Below are 19256 nucleotides of genomic sequence, written 5' to 3'. Positions count from 1 at the left end.
ATGGCAAATCGGAAGATATTGTATGGCTACCAGATCATACACGGCGATCTGGTCATCCAGGAGGAGGAACGACTCACTGTTCAAAATATATTTACCACCTATCTGGCCGGGTTATCCTATCAGGCACTGGCAGACCGGATGAATGCGGACAACATCCCGTTCTCTCAGGAATCGCCGCTGTGGAACAAGCACAAAATCAAGCGAATGCTGGAAAACTCTCGCTATGCCGGGGGAAATGGATACCCACCCATTATTGACCAAGATACCTTCCAGCAAGTGCAGGAAAAGATCTCAGAAAAGACAAGTGGGAAGTTTCCACGCCGGACGGAATCGGATGGCTTATGGCAAAAGCTGCGAAGCGGATGCTGTCAGACTCGCCTGCTCCGAACCGGAGGGCCAATCGGGCATACCGGAAACGTCCATCTGAAATGTTCTGCCTGCAGAAACGCATTTGTTGTCGGGAAGGAGGAACTGCTTGCGCAGACGGCACGGCAGCTTGCGGCACATGAAAAACCCATATGTAAGCCATACGCGCCCTCTGCGGAGGCTGTTCGCCTGGCCAATGCCATTAACCGGGCGTTGGAACAGCCAGGAGACGGTAAGGAGGCTCTCTCCCACATCCTGCAAGGGGCAGCTGCCCGGTATGCCTGCTGTGATGATGGTGTGGATACGGCTGTAAGCCAAACGCAGCCCGACCAAATCGACTGGGAACGCTTCGAACGAACGGTCTCCCATATCATAATCGGAACAGATAACGCAATCACCGTACACTTCTGATTAGGAACAGAAAGGACAGCAAAATGGAACAATCATCACTGGAACGCACCATCCACCGCATTCCGGCATCACGGTCCAATGTAGCAAGCAACAAGACGAGGCTCCACGGCAGGCAGCGGGTGGCGGCTTACTGCCGGGTCAGCACCGACAGTGAGGAGCAGATCAACAGCTACACCGCCCAGAAAGCCTACTACACCCAGAAAATTGAGGAGTCCCCAGATTGGGAACTGGCGGGGATCTTCGCGGACGAGGGGATCACCGGGACCAGTATGAAGAAGCGAAAAGAATTCAACCGGATGATCACCGCCTGCAAGCGGGGCGGGATCGACCTCATCCTCACAAAGTCTCTCTCCCGTTTCGCCCGGAACACCGTAGACTGCCTGGAGACGGTGCGGATGCTGAAGGCCAGGGGGATCGGGGTCATCTTCGAAAAGGAAAATATCAATACGCTGACAGAGTCCAGCGAGTTCCTCATCACTCTGTTCAGCGGATTTGCCCAGGCCGAGAGTGAATCACTCAGCTCCAATATCCAGCTGGGTATCCGGATGGCAATGAAAGAAGGAAAGGTCAACTTCCACTACAGATCCATGCTGGGCTACCAAAGAGGAGCGGACGGTAAGCCGGAGATCGTACCGGAGGAGGCCGAGGTGGTGCGGCGAATCTTCCGCCGGTACCTGGAGGGCTGCAGTGAGGGCCAGATCCAGAGAGAACTTACCCAGGATGGGATCGCCACCGCAAAGGGTGTCAAGGCATGGTCCCATCAGATCGTGCATAACATCCTCACCAATGAAAAGTATGCGGGAGACGCCCTGCTGCAAAAGACATTCACCACAGACTGCATCAGCAAAAAGGTCAAGAAGAATACCGGCGAGTTGCCGCAGTATTACATCAAGGACAACCACCCTGCTATTATCCCGCGGGACATCTACCAGCGGGTACAGGAGGAGATGGCACGGCGGACCAGCAAGCGAAAGATTCTGCAGAAAAGCGGAAAAACAGAACAGGGCAAATATTCCGCCAAGTATGCGCTCAGTGAGCGGCTGGTCTGTGGTGAGTGTGGTTCCCCCTATAAGCGGTGTACCTGGGCCAGGAACGGCGTCAAACGGATCGTCTGGCGGTGCGTCTCCCGGCTAGAATTCGGGAAAAAATACTGCCATAACTCGCCTTCCATGGCAGAGGACAAGCTGCATACCGCGATCCTCACGGTGCTTAACCGGGTAGTCGAAGCAAGCGATGGCCTGCAGGATGAACTTGCAGAGACGCTCCGAATGGTATGTACTCCGGAAGGGGACGGGAACAACTTGATGGAATTAGAACGCAACATGGAAGCACTTACCACACGGCAGAATACACTGTTGGATCAGGTATTGGCCCACATGGATGACCTGACACTAACAGAGCAGCTCAAGGCCCTGTTGGAAGAAAAGCAGCACCTGCAGACACGGATTGATGCAGCGAAGAAGGAGGCAGCCAACAGAATCAACGAGGACTCACGTATGGCAGAGTTAGCAGCTTACCTGGAGGAACACCTCAGTGGCTTCCAACAGTATGATGACGGGATCGTTCGGCAGTTGGTTGAGCGGATCACCGTAGTCGACGCGGAAACGATTCGAATCAAATTCCGATACAGTGATGTAGAGATCGAGCAGGCCATGTGCTAAAATGGAAACAAGGAGCAACTACTTATGGAAATATTCATTACAGGGGATACACACGGAGATTTCCGCCGCTTCCGCCCGGACATCTTCTACGAGCAGGAACACATAACCAAGGAGGATTTGGTTCTGGTCTGTGGAGACTTTGGTGGAATCTGGTACGGTGATCCACGGGATGATGCAGGACTGGACTGGCTGGATAGTCTGCCCTACACCACGGCCTTCGTGCTCGGGAACCATGAAAACTATGACGCCTACAAAGGTTATCCCAAAGAGGAGTGGCATGGCGGACAGATCCAGAGGATACGTCCCTCCGTCCTGCATCTCATGCGGGGCCAGGTATATGAGCTCAACGGCAGGAAGTTTTTTACCATGGGCGGCGCATCCTCCCATGATATCCAGGATGGTATTCTGGAGCCGGACGATCCAGACTTCGAGGAAAAGTTTCAGCAACTCGAACAGCGCGGTGCGCTGTTTCGTGTGAACCATCGTTCCTGGTGGGCCGAGGAACTGCCTAGCGAAGCGGAATATCTGGAAGCCAGAGCAAATCTGGAGCGTGTCCGCTGGAATGTGGATTACATCATCAGCCACTGCTGCCCCTCCAGCATACAGGATGTGTTCAGCGGAGGAATGTTCAAAAAAGACGCACTGACCGAGTTCTTCGATGAAGTGTGTCAGAGATGTACCTTCCGGTATTGGTTCTTCGGCCACTACCACAGCAACATGGTGATCGAGAAAAAGTATGCTATGCTATATGAGCAGATCATAAGACTGAAGTAAGAAAGAGGGCTGTGCTGACGCATGGCCCTTTTTTCCTATCCTGTTTGCACATGGCTTTGTCAGTATGTCAATATGGGGGTTCGGAAATGGCTTGAAAAAAGCGCAGAAAAACAAAAATACAAGATGCGCAAAACCGCGAACCCATTGAGCCGCAAGGCTTTCCGGGCTGTATCTTTTTCGGCAACAAAAGACAGTTTTCTCAGAAAAACCGTCTTATAGACGGTTTTTCTTTGTTTAGCGCTCAGATTGGGACGCATTGTATCATGGAAATCCCACCTGCTGAGATCTATGGATTTCAGCAGGTGGGATTTTTTCACCTATTGCTTTTGTCATATGTTAGATTTACTATATTAAAATCATAATGTTTTGTACTTCCCTCGGCTGGCTGGTACCAAAGGCTACTTTGCCACGGTAAAACAGCTGATCGACAGGGCTCCGGAACGGAGGCTATGCCATATTGCTTAGAGAAGCTTGAATATCAATTTGACCGAGGAAACATAACGTACTATCATTTATCGTGTACATTTACAAGCGCTCAGTAATATGCAAAGAGGAGAACTTGGATGAAGATTGTCTGTTTTGGCGATTCTAACACCTATGGCTATGATCCACGCTCTTGGTTGGGCGGGCGGTATGATGTGGACAGCCGGTGGGTGGATATCCTGGCCTCAGAAACCGGTTGGGAAGTCTGCAACATGGGAGAGAATGGACGGGAGATTCCCAGGTCAGCGCCTGACCTTCCAGCGGACACCGACCTGCTGATTTTCATGCTGGGTACCAACGATCTGCTCCAAGGATGCAGTCCTGAGCAGGCTGCCGGCAAACTGAAGCACGTCCTCTCCCAACTGTCGCTGAAACCGAATCAAATTTTGTTGATCGTACCGCCGCCCATGGCTCCGGGGCAGTGGGTGCCCAGTCAGCAGCTGATTGACCATTCCCGCACTTTTGCAGGGTGTTGCCGCAGACTTGCCCAGCAGCTTGGTATCCGCTTTGCCGATGCCGGGGAATGGAATATTTCCCTTGCTTATGATGGAGTCCATTTTACAGAGCAGGGCCACAGAGCCTTTGCAGCGAACCTTTTGGAGGTACTCAGATGAAACGAATTTTCTCGATCTGGGGCCGTTTTGCTCCCGGTACCAGTGCCTGCGCTGTATCAACGAATGCCCCCAGCAGGTGATCAGTCCACAACTGGGCGACGTCGCTACACCATCCGGGCGCATCTGCCCCGGAATGAGCAATGAGGTGATTCATCCATGCAAACAAAGCGAATGCCCCGACATAAAAAATGGCTCATCGCTGGAGGAATCGTTCTTCTGATCCTGGCCATTCTGACGGGGCTGTTTTTCTGGTATGTGTCCGACTATTATCCAGCGGACGAAACTGCCCTGGAGGTGATGTCCCAGGACAGCGGCATTACGGTACAGGACAATCTGACGATTTTATCCCCGACTTATCCCACGGACACCGCCATCATTTTCTATCCCGGCGCCAAAGTGGAGGCAGAGGCTTACCTGCCTCTGCTGGATCAGATCCGACAGACCGGGGTTACTTGTATTTTGGTACATATGCCTTTTAATATGGCAATATTTGATGCCAATGCGGCAGAAGTGGTGATTGCCCGGTTTCCTGAGATCCAGCACTGGTATATGGCCGGCCACTCCATGGGCGGCGCCATGGCGTCCAAGTATGCCTCGGACCATCCCGACCAGGTAGAAGGGCTTATTCTGATGGGTGCCTATATCTACGGTGATTATCCGGATGAAAAGACGCTCACCATCTACGGCTCCCTCAACCAGAGTGTGGAGGACCATATCGACTACACGGAGAACATTGTGGAGATCGAAGGGGGCAACCACGCTCAGTTCGGCAACTACGGACCCCAGAAAGGCGATCCCCCGGCCACTATTTCCGCCCAGGAGCAGCAGGCTCAGACGGTAGCTGCCATAAAAGCGTTTCTGTGGCCGGCTGATGCTGAGAATTGAGGAGGGGCACCGGATGTTTTTCAAGAAAAAGCAGGAGAAGCGTACCTATGACCAGGAAAACCAGAAGCCGGTGATCCGCTCCAGCATCTGTACTGGGGAAAAGGTAGCAGGATTTCAGGACATCCACACCGGGAAATTTACCGAGGTCATGCTGATCCGCACCTCCGGCGACCTGGAGGAATTTTGCCGCCTCTATGGTATCGGTGCGGGTGAGATCTCTACGCACTATTGATTTTGAGCGGAAATACAGGGAGCTTCCCGGCAGAAAAGCAGAAATGCCTTGTCGGAATAGCGGTAAATAGAAAATGAGCATTTTACATTCCTGCGTGTCGGATTTACAATGAGGGCAGAAGATGCGTAAGGAGGTTGTTCGTATGAACGCATTGGTTGCTTATTTTTCCGCTACCGGCACTACCGCCAAAGCGGCAAAGGCTCTGGCAAACGCCGTGGGCGGGGAACTCTATGAGATCAAACCTGCTGTGCCCTACACCAGCGCCGATCTGAACTGGATGGACAAAGGCTCCCGCTCCAGTGTGGAGATGAAGGACATCCGCTCGCGCCCTGCTCTGGCTGACACCAACGCCCCGGTAGCCGAACACGATGTGATCTTCCTGGGCTTCCCCGTGTGGTGGTATGTGGCCCCCACCATTCTCAACACCTTCCTGGAGGCCTATGACTTCACCGGAAAAACCATTGTTCTCTTCGCCACCTCTGGCGGCAGTGGTTTGGGCAAGTCGGCGGCTGGGCTTCAGGTCAGCGCCCCCGGCGCCAAGATTCTGGATGGCCGGATGCTCAATGGCCGCCTGAATGAGGCGGAGCTGAAGACCTGGGTGGACGGGCTGAAGCTGTAATACATCCCAAATGTTGAAAAAGTGGAGTGTCCCAATAGACACTCCACTTTTTATAGCTCTCTTTGAAGGTACACCATATCCACCAACTGAACACCGCACTCATAGATCGGGTGGTCATAGTGGGCGGTGAAAAAGTTCTTGACCAGGTGATGTCTGTAAAAGCCGCAGGATTCGTAAAACGGAACGGTGGAGGGGCTGTCCCCAGTACCCACCTGCAGCACCGTATACTGTCCTGTGTAGGTTCGGATGAGGAAGTCCACTATGGCCTTCCCATACCCCCTGCCCTGACAGTCCGGTTTTACGGCAATGTTTTTCAGTTCCAGAACCCCATCCCCCTCGTCGGTCACCACGCATTCAGCCTTGACCCCACCGTCTTCCAGCACATACATGGTCCCACGCTCCAGATAGCGGTCAATCATGTCCTCCTGCTCGTCTGCCAGCAGCAGTAAATCCAGGTATCTCTTTTTGTCCGTTTCCACTTTTCTGATTTCCATGGGATGGTCCACCTTTGCCTGGCAGTCTTGATGGGACTTATGATATCATAGTAGGCGGTAAACCGTTCATCCATCACATACAGCTCCGCAATCCCACGATGCTTTGCGGCATCATACTGGTTCCCGGTGATGGTAAGCCACTGGCGGTGAAGAGTGCAGATTTCTTTTCCCTCCTCGCTTTCCGGGGAGAGGCCAGCCTGGACAGCCGCCTCCAGCCGCTCTTGAATCTCCTGACCCAGGCCGGTCCATGCCTGATATTGCTCCTGGGTCAAATTCATCACCGCGGCGTTGGCCTCGTCTACCTCTTTATCTCCGTACTTGGCCCGGGTCTCGGCTCCGTAAACTTCCTCGGTGTGGGCTACCGTGCGCTCCTTGAACGCCTCAAATTTCTGCTCGTCGCTCATAAATTCCTTCCTTTCTTCCGCTCCGATGGTCTCTTTTACCGACCGGATCAGTTTCCCCAGCCTTTCCTGCTCTGCCTCCAAAGCGGCAAGATGGTTTCGCAGGGCGGCCAGACGGTCAAAGGAGGGATCGTCCAGACATTTCTTGATCCGGGCCAGCTCCACCCCGAGGGCCCGGTAATAGAGAATGTCCTGCAGCCGGTCTACTTCTGCCTTGCCGTAATAGCGGTAGCCGCTCTCCGCTACCCGGCTGGGTTTCAGCAGCCCGATCTGGTCGTACCAGCGCAGCGTGCGGGTGGTCACCCCGGACAGGTGCGACAGTTCCTGAATGGAATACTCCATAAACATCCCTCCTGGGGATACTGTATCAGTTGACGGAGCGTCAGAGTCAAGGGGAAATGTTAGACTTGATGGATCTCCTGTTGCAGGCGCTCTAAAAATTCTGCCGCCGGAATTCCATCCATCTGGGTGTGGTGGAACTGGAAGGACACTGGCAGAATGGTACGCAGCCACTTTTTTCGATATTTACCCTAAATCCATACGGATAATCATAGCGCTTCTAATCTTTTTTAGAGAGAATCTGGGGCTATTTTGGCTTCTTGCCAAAATAGGCGTTTTCAATCAAACCCAGGTGTGCCAATTTTGCCTCAATTGCGCCCCGGCTTCTTCCGTGCTCTCTGGCAATGGCGGAGAGTTTCATTCCAGAATAAAACTCATCAACCAATTTATCTTGTTCTGCCTGAGGCCAGGACTTTCCTGCGTTTGGTGTGTTCGCCCCTTTTTTGGCGTCCTGAGTCGAGGAGAGGATATGGTGCAGCGCGCGGATGATATCCGGATGATTGCAAATATGGTTTGGTGGAAAGAGTTCACCAGTAAACGGGTCCATACCGTCCGCCAAGGCGGACAACAGTTCTTTTGCGCGAATAGTATCCATAGAGCCAGCCTCCTTCCTTTCCGTGCGAAACAGTTCCCTGATGCTGTATTCAGTATACTTGGATTACCAAGATACGGCAAGTAGAGCTGTGCAGTTTTGCATTGACTGAAACACAAGTCCTGCTCTATAATATCTCTATTAGATATATTGGAGGGCGTTATGGAATACCTGATTTTAGGGCTGCTGATTCTATCTCCCATGACGGGGTATGAGTTGCAGCAATTCATCAAGAAAAAACTGGCCCTGATCTGTTCCCATAGCGCGGGCAGCGTGCAGACGGCTCTTGCCAAGCTGAAGAAAGAGGGCAAGGTGACAGCCTGTGAAGTGATCCAGGGCAAGCGCCGTAAAAAGCGCTTTTCCATCACGGAAACTGGCAGATCTGTTTTTTCTGCCTGGGTGGCTCAACCCATGCAGGCGGACAGGGTGAAGAACATGGAGCTATCCCGTCTGTTCTTTGCGGGGCTGGCACGGCCGGAGGAGCGCCTGGCCGCTATTCGGGACTACATCCGGCAGATGAAGGAGACCCGCGGGGTCCTCTGTGCCATTCAGCAGCAATTCCGGCAGATGGACCCGCAGGAATTGCCGTCTGGGACCGATTGGTCCCAGATACTGCGCTTTCAGGGATACACCATTCAGTACGGTATCGCCGCCGCTGACTTTGAAATTGGCTGGTACAGCCGTCTGCTTCACGAATTGGAGGAACAACCATGAAAATTCTTGTTTTGAATGCCAGCCCCAAGGGCAAGAATTCCACCACGGTCCACACCGCGCTGTATTTGCAGGCGCTGCACCCGGAGCATACCTTCACTGTCCTTCCGGTGGGCCAGCGCATCAAAAACTATGAGAAAGATTTTGCTCCGCTGCGAGAGGAATTGGAGCAGGCAGATCTGCTGCTGTTCTGCTATCCGGTCTATACCTTTATTGCGCCCTATCAGCTTCACCGGCTCATCGAGCTCATCAAGGCAGATGGTGTGGACCTCTCCGGCAAGTTTGTCTCTCAGATCACCACATCCAAACACTTCTATGATGTGACCGCCCACCGCTATGTGGAGGAGAACTGCTTTGATTTGGGCATGAATGTGGTGCGGGGGCTGTCCGCCGATATGGACGACCTGCTCACCCAGCAGGGTCAGCAGGAGGCACGGAACTTTTTCGATCAGCTGATATTTTCCTGCGAGCACGGGCTGTTTGTCACACCGCCTGCCAGAGCGCCCCGGCGGGAGAAGCCGGTCTATCAGCCGGTACTGCCCGCTGTCTCCAAAAGCAAAGAGAAGGATGTTGTGATCGTTACCAACTGCGCCCCTGAGGATGAAAACCTCCGGAATATGATTGCTGATTTCCGTGCCGCGCTGCCCTTTGAGAGCCGGGTGGTAAATTTGAGGGAGTTTCCCTTTGCCGGTGGCTGCCTTGGATGTTTCGGCTGCGCCATCACAGGGAAATGTGTCTATACCGATGGATTTGACGCATTTTTGCGCAATACCATCCAGACCGCCGACGCCTTTGTCTACGCCTTTACCATCTCCGACCATTATACCCACTCCAGCTTCAAATGCTTTGATGACCGGCAGTTCTGCAACGGCCACCGTACTGTTACCCACGGTACGCCCATTGCCTACCTGATCAGCGGCGACTATCAGTATGAGAGCAACCTGCGCATGATCGTGGAAGGCCGCAGTGAGGTGGGCGGCAACTATCTGTGTGGCGTGGCCACCGATGAGGGCAATACTGCTGCCGATGTGCAAAATCTGGCCGATGCTGTGGTATTTGCTATGGAGAAGAAGCTGTCCCGCCCGGCCAATTTCTACGGGGTGGGCGGCATGAAGATTTTCTGGGATCTCATTTATGTTATGAGAGGCATGATGAAAGCCGACCACAAGTTCTATAAAGAACACGGCATCTACGACTTCCCCCAGAAACAGAAAAAGCGCATTCTGCAAATGAAGCTGGTAGGTGCCATGCTGGCGGTTCCCTCTGTGCAGAAGAAGATGAAGGGACAGATGAACCAATACATTATTGGGCCGTACCAAAAGGTAGTAGAGCAGGCCCGGGAAAGTGCCGGATCGGCGAAGCAGAATTGATTACGGATCTGATTGAAGGGTGCTCTCCGCTCAGCGGTGAGCACCCTTTTCAGCAAAAATACATGGGGCCTTCATGACAATTTTAGCATTGCTGTGCTATACTGTAGCAAACAGAAAAAGAAGGGATATGGACGTGCGGATTTTGATGCTGGGCAACAGTTTTACCTTTACCAATCATATGCCTCAGATGCTGGCTCAACTGACTGGGGCGGAAGTGGTCCACCACACCCGGGGCGGGGCGCGGCTGTCGGAGCACCTGAACCCCAGGACCAAGCTGGGTGCATTGACGCAGGAGGCGCTGGACAAGGAACATTGGGACTATGTGGTGCTCCAGGAGATGAGCCACGGACCTATAACCGCGCCCAGCAGCTTCTTTGCCAGCGTGGAGCAGCTCTGCAACAAAATTCGGGAGAATGGGGCAGTCCCCATCCTCTACGCCACCTGGGCCTACCAGAGAGGCGGGGCTAAGCTGACAGCCAAGGGCTGGGATTATGACGAGATGACCCATAAGATGTCTGAAGCCTACCACAAAGCTGCCAGAGAGAACCATGCCCTCATTGCTGATGTGGGGCAGAAGTTTTATGAGATGTCCGATACTCAGGACCTCTATGCCGCCGATGGTGTGCATCCCAGTGAACTGGGCTCCCGTATCGCGGCCGAAACCATTGCGGCGGTCATTCAGGAGCAAAAGGAGAAATTACGATGATTCGAGATATTTGCAAAGATGAGGTGTTTCTGGCCCAAAAGGCGGAGCCTGCCACGCTGGGCGATGTTCAAGTGGCTGCCGACCTGCTGGAGACACTGGAGCACCACAAGGCCGGCTGCGTGGGTATGGCGGCCAATATGATTGGGATCAATAAGCGCATCATTGCTTTCGATAACGAGGGCAGCTACATGGTCATGTTCAACCCGGAGATCGTTAAAAAGTCCGAGCCCTATGACACGGAGGAGGGCTGTCTCTCCCTGACCGGCGTCCGCCCGGCCAAGCGGTGGAAGACCATCAAGGTACGCTGGCAGAACGAGAAATTTCAGGAGCGGCTGAAAACCTTCACCGGCTGGACGGCTCAGATCATCCAGCATGAGATCGACCACTGTGAGGGCATCATCATATGAAAAAGTGCAGGATCACTGTCATGCGCATCACCCGATACGAGGACCTGATGGCCCAATATGAGAATCCCATCGCTCATGCCTGCGACATGGAGGTGGGCCAGGTCTTTATTGCCAATGGCTGGGAGAAGCCTGTGGGCTTTTGCCAAAGCGCCTGGGATACCCTCTCGCCCTTTGTGCTGGCCCTAAGCCACGGGGGTGAGAACTTCTACGACGGCTGGATGAAGAACCCCAAATCCGCCATGCTCTCCTGTAACGACGGGTTCCGGCCGGTGAGCTTTCTGGTGGAAACCCTGGATGAGGACGCGGACTGAGGAGGAAACGCCATGTTTGAACATAGAGTTGCCGTGGTTACCGGCGGAGCAAAGGGTATCGGCAAGGCGATTGCGGAGGAATTCCGGAAAGCAGGCGCCGAGGTATGCGTGATTGACCTACTTCCCAACGATTATTTTGTGGGTGATCTGGCCGACCAGACCGTTCTGGAGGACTTTGCCCGCAAGGTGATTGCCGACTATGGTCATGTGGACTTTTTGGTCAACAATGCCCTGCCCCTGATGAAGGGCATTGATGCGTGCAGCTATGAGGAATTCAATTACGCTCTGCGCGTTGGGGTCACCGCGCCTTTTTACCTTGCCAAACTGTTTGCGCCCCACTTTGCTCCCGGCGGGGCCATCGTAAATATCTCCTCTTCCCGGGATCGGATGAGCCAGCCCCAGACCGAGAGCTACACGGCGGCCAAGGGTGGCATCTCCGCCCTGACCCATGCCCTGGCGGTGAGCCTGGCCGGTAAGGTGCGGGTCAATTCCATCTCGCCCGGTTGGATCGACACCGACTATACCGTTTATGACGGTCCGGATGCCATTCAGCAGCCCGCAGGCCGGGTTGGCAATCCCCTGGACATTGCCAATATGGTGCTCTACCTGTGCTCGGACAAGGCAGGTTTTCTTACGGGAGAGAACATCTGCATTGACGGCGGCATGACCCGCCAGATGATCTACCACAATGACTTCGGATGGACCCTGCAAGGAGGAAACGGTCTATGAAAACTGCCATCTGCTACTATTCCCGCCACCATGGGAACACGCTGAACGTTTTGGAGGCCATGGCGGGCGAGGGGGATGTGGACCTGATCGATGTTACCACCCGCCAGACCGTCCGGCTGGAGAAGTATGACTGTATCGGTTTTGCCTCCGGCATCTACGGTTTTGAATTCCAAAAGGCTGTGGTGGAGTTTGCCCGGCAGTACCTGCCCCAGGGCAAGCCGGTGTTCTTCGTCTATACCTATGGCGGCGCCAAGGGTAGTGGGGCCAAGGCTGTGGCAAAGATCGCGCAGGAGAGAAGTTGCCAGGTGCTGGGCGAGTTTTCCTGCAAGGGCTACGACACCTTTGGCCCCTTTAAACTGGTGGGCGGTATAGCCAAAGGGCATCCGGACGAGCGGGATCTGGAGAACGCCCGTAAATTCTATCGGGAGATTCAGGCGCGAAATACGCACGGTTAAGGAGGTCATGTTATGTTTGGACCGGACCCGAATGCTGTCCACCCGAATGAGAACATCCCCAGCGTTTGCTACATCAAGAATGTTATCACCCGCCCCAACATTGAGGTAGGCGATTATACTTATTATGACGACGCTGCCACCGGTGGAGAGGATTTTGAGGACCATGTGACCCACCACTATCCCTTCATCGGGGACAAGCTGATCATTGGAAAGTTCTGCGCCATTGGTAAAGGCGTGGAGTTTGTAATGAATGGGGCCAACCACCGTATGGAGTCGGTCACCACTTACCCCTTCAATATCTTCGCCCACGGCTGGGAGAAGTGCACGCCTTCATTGGACCAGCTGCCCTTTAAAGGGAATACGGTGGTGGGCAATGACGTGTGGATAGGGCAGGATGTCACAGTCCTGCCCGGTGTCCACATTGGCGACGGCGCCATTATCGGGGCCAATTCTGTGGTGGCAGGCAATATCCCGCCCTATACTGTGGCGGCAGGGAACCCCTGCCGTGTAGTCAGGCCCCGGTTTGGCCAGGAGCTGACGGAGTATCTGCTCAAGCTGCGGTGGTGGGATTGGGAGGCGGAAAAGATTTTCTGCAACCTGGAAGCACTGTGCAGCGGTGATCTGGAGCAAATTCGCCGCATTGAGTTATAATGGAGGAAACTACATGAAGCTTGCCATTCTCTCCGACACCCACGGCCTGCTGCGGCCGGAGGTGGTGGAGCAGCTGAAAACCGCCGACGCCATTCTCCACGGCGGCGACATCAATAAACAGAGCATTGTGGACCAGTTGAGGCAATACGCGCCTCTCTATGTGGTCCGGGGCAACAACGATAAGGAGTGGGCGGAAGACATCCCCCATGATCTTACCATCACCTTGGATGGTGTGACGTTCTATATGGTCCACAATAAGAAAGAACTTCCCGCAACGCTTAACGGTGTGGATGTGGTGGTATTTGGCCACTCCCACAAGTATGTGCAGGAGGAGAAGAACGGTATTTTGTGGCTCAATCCCGGCTCCTGCGGCCCCCGGCGGTTCCATCAGGAGATTACCATGACGATGGCGGAACTGGCAGATGGGGAGATTCGGGTGGAGAAAATCTCCATTCCCCACGAGGTAAGGTGATGGAACTGGGACTGACTTTCCCCCTCAAGCGATTTTTGAAGATGAAAACGCCGGCCTACGGCACGCAGCCAGACCGGCGTTTCTGCTGGGACCTCCATGTCATCGATCTGCGGGGGTGCAAGTGTCTGCTGGCTGTCCACTGTCACAGCCGGTATACCTTTGTACGCTATGATGTAACGCCCCTTCAGTGGGCGGACCTGCCAGGCCTGTTTCGGGAGGGGCTGAGGGAAAGCTTTATCGCCGCTGGGTTTACCGAAGATCAGGTGAAAACATATCTGCGGCAGGCGGGCGAGATCGCAATCACCCGCACCCACGGCCGCCGGGAGGTGGCCTTTCTCAACCGGGCCTGGGAGGATGTATTGGCGCTGGATCTGTGCCTGGATACGGATTGTCAGGCCCAGCCTCTGCTGGACCATGCCGTCAATACAAAGCCCAGCCGGTGCGTGGGCTTTGAGGGGCTTGGAACGAGCCTGGAGCGGGTGAATGCCATATATGAGCATGAGAGGAGACAGGAGTTTGAACAGGGAAGAATGTCTGATTTGTAAGGCGCCTTTGGAATATCTGACCCAGGATGAGGTCATGGAATGCGCCATCTGCCATAAGAAGGAGTCCAGCAAAACCCGTTGTGTGGCGGGTCATTATGTCTGCAATGACTGCCATACCCAGGGTATGGACAGTATCTTTGGTCTGTGTCTCTCTGAGACTTCTGCCGATCCTGTGGCCATTCTCCGCCGGATGATGGAGCTGCCATTCTGCCATATGCACGGTCCGGAGCACCATGTAATGGTGGGCGCGGCTCTGCTTACTGCCTATAAAAACGCCGGTGGTAACCTGGAGTTTGAGAAGTCGCTTCGGGAGATGTATAGCCGGGGCAAGGCGGTCCCCGGCGGAGCCTGCGGCTTTTGGGGAGCCTGCGGAGCGGGGATCGCCACAGGACAGTTCCTGGCCATTGTTACCCAGTCCACACCCCTGGCCCAGGAACCCTGGGGTTTGAGCAATCAGATGACCGCCCGGGCGCTGGAGAACATCGGCCGGGTGGGCGGCCCTCGATGTTGTAAGCGGGACTCCTTCCTGGCCATCCTGGCCGCCGTGGACTTTACCAAGGAGCATCTGGGGGTAGAGATGGAACGGACAATTCCTGTCTGCTCTTACAGTGGCCGGAACAACCAGTGCATCGGCAAGCGCTGTCCGTTCTCGGCGGCAAAAGCACTTGAAACGAAAGAATTTAAAACCGTTAAACGTGCAAAGCTGGTAAAACTATCTTTGAAATGAACACAGCCCGGAACTTCTGGATGATAAGAAGTTCCGGGCTTGTTGTTGTTATGCCTGTACTTGTTTCAGCTCCTTCTCAATCAGAGAAACAGCAATCGTAAAGGCCTGGATGCGGCGTCTGGCCAGTGTGATCTGGGATTTCAATCGGGCGGGATCTTCTTTCCCTTCCAGAGTCTTGACGGTTTCCCGCAGCTTATGCAGGGTAGAGTCGATCTGCCGTTTGGCCTCCACAAGTTCATCTTTGGTATAGGTCATGCTTTGCCTCCTAAAATGGACCTTACTTATCGTGGTGCTGCGGGAGAGCATCCTTTAGCGGCGGTTGCTCTTCCGCTTGCGAAGATCCTCCTCAATATCGTCTTTCCAGTGCTCATCCAGCGTAGCACAACACCGGACAGCGGTGACAGCCTGACTCACCACCTCGTAGTTGAGGCGAGTACCCTCGCTGTCACAGTGGTAGTTTACCGCCCGATCCGGGGCGATGCCCAGCGTTCCCGCCGTTTCCACCGCGTCGATGTTGGCGCCCAAAAAGAGAAACTCCCAGCCGTACTTCTCCTTCTGGCGCTGGATCATGGTTTTGACCTGCTGAGAGGTATAGCGGCGGCTGGCATTCTCCATGCCGTCGGTGGTGATGACGAAGAGGGTGTGCTCCGGTACATCCTCACTCCGGGCGTATTTGTGAATGTTACCGATGTGATGGATGGCACCGCCGATTGCGTCCAGCAGGGCGGTGCAGCCCCGGACATAGTATTCTCTGTGGGTAATAGGCTCGACCGCTTCAATTTTTACCCGGTCATGGAGCACCTGGGTATGGTCGTTAAAGAGAATGGTGGAGACAAAAGCCTCGCCGGGCTCCTTTTTCTGCTTCTCCAGCATGGCGTTGAAGCCGCCGATGGTATCGGCCTCCAGTCCCTGCATGGAGCCGCTGCGGTCCAGGATAAAGACCAGTTCCGTCAAATTCTTTTTCATAGAAAAATCCCCCTGTTCTGTGTTGTTTGGCTTACGAGCACAGTATAGAGGGATTTTATGTTTGTTTGGTCGCCTGGCGGGCGACAATTATGCTCTCAAAATTTGCGCCATGGGTTTGCCTTTGGCCAACTCATCCACTAGCTTATCCAGATACCGGATTTCCCGCATCAACGGGTCCTCGATTGCTTCCACCTGAATGCCGCATACCTTGCCGGTGATGAGGGTTCGATTGGGATTCATGGCCGGGGCATTTCGGAAGAAGTCCCCATAGCTGGTATCAGACTGCTCCAGGCGGGCAATGTCCTCGACGCTATATCCGGTGAGCCAGGTGGTCACCTGGTCCACCTCTTCCCGGGTACGACCCTTTTTCACTGCCTTGTTGATTAGAAGCGGATAGAGCTTGGCAAAGGACATCTGTGTCACATCGGTACGGGGCATGGTATTAACCTCCCAGCAGGCTCTGATCAAAGGCGAAGAGAGCCTCGTTGATCTCAAAGATGTTGTAGTTTTGGTGGGCGATGAAATACTCCACGATGATGTCGAACTTACTGGCGTGGGAGAAGGCAAAGCCTGCCTTTCCCAGCATCTCACGGGCCTCCTGCAGAGGCAGCTCCAGGGCCACGGCGAAGGCCATAGCGGTGGGCTTAGAGGGCTTGTAGTGGACGTCCGAGCGGATCTTGGAGAAGAGTTTTCGGTCAATGTTGGCCTTTTTATAGCACTGGGCGTCGGTGAGACCACGCTCATCGATCTTCCGCAGCAGCATCTGAGAAAAGCTTTCATCCAGTTGACTGAGGGCCTCGTCCAGACTGATGGTCAACGATGTGGGGGGCAATGGTGCTGCTGTAGGGGTCAGTGGTGTTCCTGGAATAGACTCCCACATTGACGTTGTTAAAAAACGCTCATCCGGCTGGCTCAGGTTTTCGTCCGACCAATGCGCTGCCTTTGCAGGAGTCCACGGTACTTCTGTCATGGAAGGGGCGTTAAAGCCCGCGGAACGGCGGCGCTGCTCTTCCAGACTGTCGGTATGTTCGGACACATAGTGGTCGTCGATATAGGCGGCAATATCGGCAAAGAGCTTTCCGCCGATGGTGTAGGCGGCTCGGTCGAAGATCACCAGATAGACGGTCATATCGTGGGAGAGCAGGAAGTCTCCGATGGTGTCCACCGCCACCTTCAGAGCCTGGTCCTTGGGGTAGCCGTATGCCCCGGAGGAGATAAGAGGAAAGGCCACCGTTTCGCACTTGTTGGCGAAGGCCAGTTCCAGGGAGGAACGGTAGGCGGAAATGAGAAGCTCCCTCTCGCCGCAACTTCCACCCTGCCAGACAGGGCCAACAGTGTGGATCACAAACTTGGCGGGCAGGCGGTAGCCCTTTGTGATCTTGGCCTGTCCCGTTTTGCAGCCGCCCAAGGTACGGCACTCCTTCAAAAGATCCGGCCCGGCAGCGCGGTGAATGGCGCCATCCACACCCCCGCCTCCCAGAAGGCTCTCTTTGGCGGCGTTGACGATGGCGTCCACCTTCATAGTAGTGATATCATTTCGCACGATGTGCAGGGGCATGAGAACACCTCCTCATTGATTGGTTTTATGATACCATGAACTGGTCGTTCTGACAAGGAACGGACATTTGCCCGCCTAAAAACCTATTGGAGGTCTTAGCTATCTCGATTTGTAGAGAGACCGCAGCATCCGGCCCCAAAATACTTGACAAAAGAGAATAAAACACTATAATGAACGATGTTCATATTGAGGTGATAGGATGAATACCGTAGTTACATCCAAAGAGGAGATCCTGAAGACCAGCCGTGAGCTCATCCAGCAAGCGGGGTGGTCTGCGGTCAATATTCGCTCCGTGGCGGCCGCCTGCGGTGTGTCGGTTGGTTCCATCTACAACTATTTTGATTCCAAAGCTGCTCTGATGGGTGCCACAGTGGAGAGCGTCTGGTGTGAGATCTTCCACCGCCCGGAGGATGAGGCGGTATTTCAGGATACCCAGGCCTGCATTACCTGGCTGTACCAACGGATGGAGTACGGCTGTAAACGGTATCCCGGATTTTTCAATCTTCACTCTCTGGGGTTCATGGGGGAGGACAAATCCGATGGAAAACGGCGGATGCAGCAGACCTGGCAGCATATTTTGGATAGCCTGCATTCTGTCTTGCTGCGGGATGCCAGAGTCCGGCCAGATGCCTTTACCGAAGCATTTACAGCGGAAAAATTTTCTGATCTCCTGTTTTCGCTGATGCTGTCTGCGTTGCTGCGGCAGGATTATGATCCCTCGGTTGTATTGGAGATCGTCCGCAGGACCCTCTATTAAAATTCCCACAACTCTGTGGGAATTTTGTATCCCGGAAATTGAACATTGTTCATTAGAAGGAGGCAATGATGAAAGTAAAACGGAATACGCTGCTGCTTCTGGCCTGTTTGGTGTGGAGCGCGGCGGGATTCAATATCCTTCGGATCGGCGTAATGGCCTATCCGACCTATGTTACGGTGCCGAACGCGCTGTTGTCGGTACTGGTGTTTGCCGTATTTCAGTATTTTATTTTTGGAAGGCTGGTCAAAAAGCACACTGCCCGGATTGCCGCCTATTTGGAGGAACGGCACTTTTTCCTCAAATTTTTTGACGGAAAAGCTTTTGTTATCATGGCGGTTATGATGACCGGGGGCATTGGCCTCCGAGTGAGCGGGCTGGCGCCGGAGCGGTTTATTGCCGTATTTTATACGGGCCTGGGCGCTGCACTGCTGCTGGCAGGATTGCTGTTTGGCAGAAACTTTATCAAGGCGACCATTGCAGCAGGCACCGTCCAAAACAAAATGGAACAAGAAGGAGAATATGAAACGGGAATGCAAATAAGGAGAGGAACTATATGAAACGCTATGCGAATACCGCGCTGCTGTACGCCATCCTGGCCATGGCGGGCGGCGTGTTTTATCGGGAGTTTACAAAATTCAACGGCTTTACGGCCAAGACCACGCTCTCTGTGGTGCATACCCATTATTTTCTGCTGGGTATGGTGTTCTTCCTGTTGATTCTTGTGCTGGAAAAGAATTTTTCCTTCACAGGCGCAAAGACCGGACGGGTGCTGGCACTCTATCATGTGGGCCTGAACCTGACCGCCGTGATGCTGGTGGTGCGGGGAGTGTTCCAGGTGCTGGGGACCTCGCTGTCCGCTGGTATGAATGCGGCTATCTCCGGTATAGCTGGAATTGGGCATATCCTGCTTGGAGTCAGTCTGATTTTGATGCTGCTGCAGATCAAGCGCAGCGTAACGAAATAAGACAGAAGAACGGGGTTGGTACTGCATTGCAGTATCAACCCCGTTCTTCTGTTTAT

General features: G+C 53.9%; 28 protein-coding genes and 1 pseudogene. 21 read left to right on the top strand and 8 right to left on the bottom strand.

What is annotated here, in order from left to right; all coding sequences use genetic code 11:
• From B5G42_RS01000 to B5G42_RS00970, 7 genes are all read left to right on the top strand, one after another.
• Complete coding sequence (locus B5G42_RS01000; protein WP_087265828.1) at positions 1 to 777, top strand: recombinase family protein; 777 nt, start codon at positions 1 to 3, stop codon at positions 775 to 777.
• Positions 778 to 800: 23 nt separating this feature from the next.
• A complete protein-coding gene (locus B5G42_RS00995) occupies positions 801 to 2438 on the top strand; it encodes a recombinase family protein (RefSeq protein WP_242961082.1) in 1638 nt (545 codons plus the stop codon).
• A 24-nt stretch (positions 2439 to 2462) separates the two neighbouring features.
• On the top strand, positions 2463 to 3212 hold the full coding sequence (locus B5G42_RS00990; RefSeq protein ID WP_087265824.1) for a metallophosphoesterase family protein: 750 nt from the start codon (positions 2463 to 2465) through the stop codon (positions 3210 to 3212).
• Between the two features lie 563 nt (positions 3213 to 3775).
• On the top strand, positions 3776 to 4309 hold the full coding sequence (locus B5G42_RS00985; protein ID WP_087265822.1) for a GDSL-type esterase/lipase family protein: 534 nt from the start codon (positions 3776 to 3778) through the stop codon (positions 4307 to 4309).
• 156 nt (positions 4310 to 4465) lie between these two features.
• The gene (locus B5G42_RS00980; protein ID WP_087265820.1) at positions 4466 to 5194 is read left to right on the top strand and encodes an alpha/beta fold hydrolase; all 729 of its coding nucleotides are present in this window, start codon (positions 4466 to 4468) and stop codon (positions 5192 to 5194) included.
• A 13-nt stretch (positions 5195 to 5207) separates the two neighbouring features.
• On the top strand, positions 5208 to 5426 hold the full coding sequence (locus B5G42_RS00975) for an aspartate dehydrogenase (protein WP_087265818.1): 219 nt from the start codon (positions 5208 to 5210) through the stop codon (positions 5424 to 5426).
• A 142-nt stretch (positions 5427 to 5568) separates the two neighbouring features.
• Positions 5569 to 6045, top strand: a complete 477-nt coding sequence (locus B5G42_RS00970; RefSeq protein WP_087265816.1) for a flavodoxin — start codon at positions 5569 to 5571, stop codon at positions 6043 to 6045.
• Positions 6046 to 6095: 50 nt separating this feature from the next.
• Here the strand turns inward: B5G42_RS00970 and B5G42_RS00965 are convergent, their stop codons facing one another.
• The 4 genes and pseudogenes from B5G42_RS00965 to B5G42_RS00950 all read right to left on the bottom strand — a co-directional run bounded on the left by B5G42_RS00965 (position 6096) and on the right by B5G42_RS00950 (position 7874).
• Positions 6096 to 6539, bottom strand: a complete 444-nt coding sequence (locus B5G42_RS00965) for a GNAT family N-acetyltransferase (protein ID WP_087265814.1) — start codon at positions 6537 to 6539, stop codon at positions 6096 to 6098.
• Positions 6461 to 7288, bottom strand: coding sequence for a MerR family transcriptional regulator (locus B5G42_RS00960; RefSeq protein WP_206406149.1), 828 nt, complete (start codon positions 7286 to 7288; stop codon positions 6461 to 6463). The genes B5G42_RS00965 and B5G42_RS00960 overlap by 79 nt, the downstream gene beginning before the upstream one ends.
• Positions 7289 to 7341: 53 nt before the next feature.
• Positions 7342 to 7458, bottom strand: a pseudogene (locus B5G42_RS18905) (chloramphenicol acetyltransferase); the annotation flags it as partial.
• 68 nt (positions 7459 to 7526) lie between these two features.
• A complete protein-coding gene (locus tag B5G42_RS00950; protein WP_087265810.1) occupies positions 7527 to 7874 on the bottom strand; it encodes a hypothetical protein in 348 nt (115 codons plus the stop codon).
• A gap of 159 nt (positions 7875 to 8033) precedes the next feature.
• On the opposite strand from B5G42_RS00950, the gene B5G42_RS00945 reads away from it, so the two are divergent.
• The 11 genes from B5G42_RS00945 (at position 8034) to B5G42_RS00895 (ending at position 14955) form a co-directional block, all read left to right on the top strand.
• A complete protein-coding gene (locus tag B5G42_RS00945) occupies positions 8034 to 8585 on the top strand; it encodes a PadR family transcriptional regulator (RefSeq protein WP_087265809.1) in 552 nt (183 codons plus the stop codon).
• Positions 8582 to 9952, top strand: coding sequence for an NAD(P)H-dependent oxidoreductase (locus B5G42_RS00940; RefSeq protein ID WP_087265808.1), 1371 nt, complete (start codon positions 8582 to 8584; stop codon positions 9950 to 9952). The genes B5G42_RS00945 and B5G42_RS00940 overlap by 4 nt, the downstream gene beginning before the upstream one ends.
• A 127-nt stretch (positions 9953 to 10079) precedes the next feature.
• Positions 10080 to 10658, top strand: coding sequence for an SGNH/GDSL hydrolase family protein (locus B5G42_RS00935; protein ID WP_242961081.1), 579 nt, complete (start codon positions 10080 to 10082; stop codon positions 10656 to 10658).
• Positions 10655 to 11065 (top strand): peptide deformylase, encoded by a 411-nt coding sequence (locus B5G42_RS00930; RefSeq protein ID WP_087265806.1) that lies wholly within the window; start codon positions 10655 to 10657, stop codon positions 11063 to 11065. The genes B5G42_RS00935 and B5G42_RS00930 overlap by 4 nt, the downstream gene beginning before the upstream one ends.
• The gene (locus B5G42_RS00925) at positions 11062 to 11376 is read left to right on the top strand and encodes a TIGR04076 family protein (protein ID WP_087265804.1); all 315 of its coding nucleotides are present in this window, start codon (positions 11062 to 11064) and stop codon (positions 11374 to 11376) included. The genes B5G42_RS00930 and B5G42_RS00925 overlap by 4 nt, the downstream gene beginning before the upstream one ends.
• 12 nt (positions 11377 to 11388) lie before the next feature.
• A complete protein-coding gene (locus B5G42_RS00920) occupies positions 11389 to 12105 on the top strand; it encodes an SDR family oxidoreductase (protein ID WP_087265802.1) in 717 nt (238 codons plus the stop codon).
• Positions 12102 to 12560 carry a flavodoxin family protein gene (locus tag B5G42_RS00915; RefSeq protein ID WP_087265800.1) on the top strand — a complete coding sequence of 153 codons (459 nt, stop codon included), beginning with the start codon at positions 12102 to 12104 and terminating at the stop codon, positions 12558 to 12560. Before B5G42_RS00920 ends, B5G42_RS00915 begins: the two co-directional genes overlap by 4 nt.
• A 12-nt stretch (positions 12561 to 12572) precedes the next feature.
• Entirely contained in the window at positions 12573 to 13211 is a 639-nt protein-coding gene (locus tag B5G42_RS00910) for a Vat family streptogramin A O-acetyltransferase (protein WP_087265798.1), read from the top strand.
• Positions 13212 to 13224: 13 nt separating this feature from the next.
• Complete coding sequence (locus B5G42_RS00905; RefSeq protein WP_087265796.1) at positions 13225 to 13683, top strand: metallophosphoesterase family protein; 459 nt, start codon at positions 13225 to 13227, stop codon at positions 13681 to 13683.
• Positions 13683 to 14228: a DUF6933 domain-containing protein gene (locus B5G42_RS00900; protein ID WP_087265794.1), complete on the top strand. Its 546-nt coding sequence runs from the start codon at positions 13683 to 13685 to the stop codon at positions 14226 to 14228. The genes B5G42_RS00905 and B5G42_RS00900 overlap by 1 nt, the downstream gene beginning before the upstream one ends.
• 7 nt (positions 14229 to 14235) lie before the next feature.
• Positions 14236 to 14955 carry a DUF5714 domain-containing protein gene (locus B5G42_RS00895; protein ID WP_343286678.1) on the top strand — a complete coding sequence of 240 codons (720 nt, stop codon included), beginning with the start codon at positions 14236 to 14238 and terminating at the stop codon, positions 14953 to 14955.
• A 48-nt stretch (positions 14956 to 15003) separates the two neighbouring features.
• On the opposite strand, the gene B5G42_RS00890 is transcribed toward B5G42_RS00895, so the two are convergent.
• The 4 genes from B5G42_RS00890 to B5G42_RS00875 form a co-directional block, all read right to left on the bottom strand.
• Complete coding sequence (locus tag B5G42_RS00890; protein WP_087265790.1) at positions 15004 to 15210, bottom strand: hypothetical protein; 207 nt, start codon at positions 15208 to 15210, stop codon at positions 15004 to 15006.
• 54 nt (positions 15211 to 15264) lie between these two features.
• On the bottom strand, positions 15265 to 15921 hold the full coding sequence (locus B5G42_RS00885) for a vWA domain-containing protein (protein WP_087265788.1): 657 nt from the start codon (positions 15919 to 15921) through the stop codon (positions 15265 to 15267).
• An 87-nt stretch (positions 15922 to 16008) separates the two neighbouring features.
• Entirely contained in the window at positions 16009 to 16359 is a 351-nt protein-coding gene (locus B5G42_RS00880; RefSeq protein WP_087265786.1) for a DUF2200 domain-containing protein, read from the bottom strand.
• A gap of 4 nt (positions 16360 to 16363) precedes the next feature.
• Entirely contained in the window at positions 16364 to 17479 is a 1116-nt protein-coding gene (locus tag B5G42_RS00875) for an O-acetyl-ADP-ribose deacetylase (protein WP_087265784.1), read from the bottom strand.
• Positions 17480 to 17678: 199 nt separating this feature from the next.
• Between B5G42_RS00875 and B5G42_RS00870 the strand changes: the two genes are divergently transcribed.
• The 3 genes from B5G42_RS00870 (at position 17679) to B5G42_RS00860 (ending at position 19200) form a co-directional block, all read left to right on the top strand.
• The gene (locus tag B5G42_RS00870) at positions 17679 to 18236 is read left to right on the top strand and encodes a TetR/AcrR family transcriptional regulator (RefSeq protein ID WP_087265782.1); all 558 of its coding nucleotides are present in this window, start codon (positions 17679 to 17681) and stop codon (positions 18234 to 18236) included.
• A gap of 65 nt (positions 18237 to 18301) precedes the next feature.
• Positions 18302 to 18793 carry a hypothetical protein gene (locus B5G42_RS00865; protein ID WP_343286677.1) on the top strand — a complete coding sequence of 164 codons (492 nt, stop codon included), beginning with the start codon at positions 18302 to 18304 and terminating at the stop codon, positions 18791 to 18793.
• Complete coding sequence (locus B5G42_RS00860; RefSeq protein ID WP_087188173.1) at positions 18790 to 19200, top strand: DUF2871 domain-containing protein; 411 nt, start codon at positions 18790 to 18792, stop codon at positions 19198 to 19200. The genes B5G42_RS00865 and B5G42_RS00860 overlap by 4 nt, the downstream gene beginning before the upstream one ends.
• Positions 19201 to 19256: the final 56 nt, after the last annotated feature.

Source organism: Flavonifractor sp. An91 (genome assembly GCF_002159225.1).
GTDB lineage: Bacteria > Bacillota > Clostridia > Oscillospirales > Oscillospiraceae > Flavonifractor > Flavonifractor avicola.
This window is presented reverse-complemented; position numbering and strand designations above follow the sequence as displayed.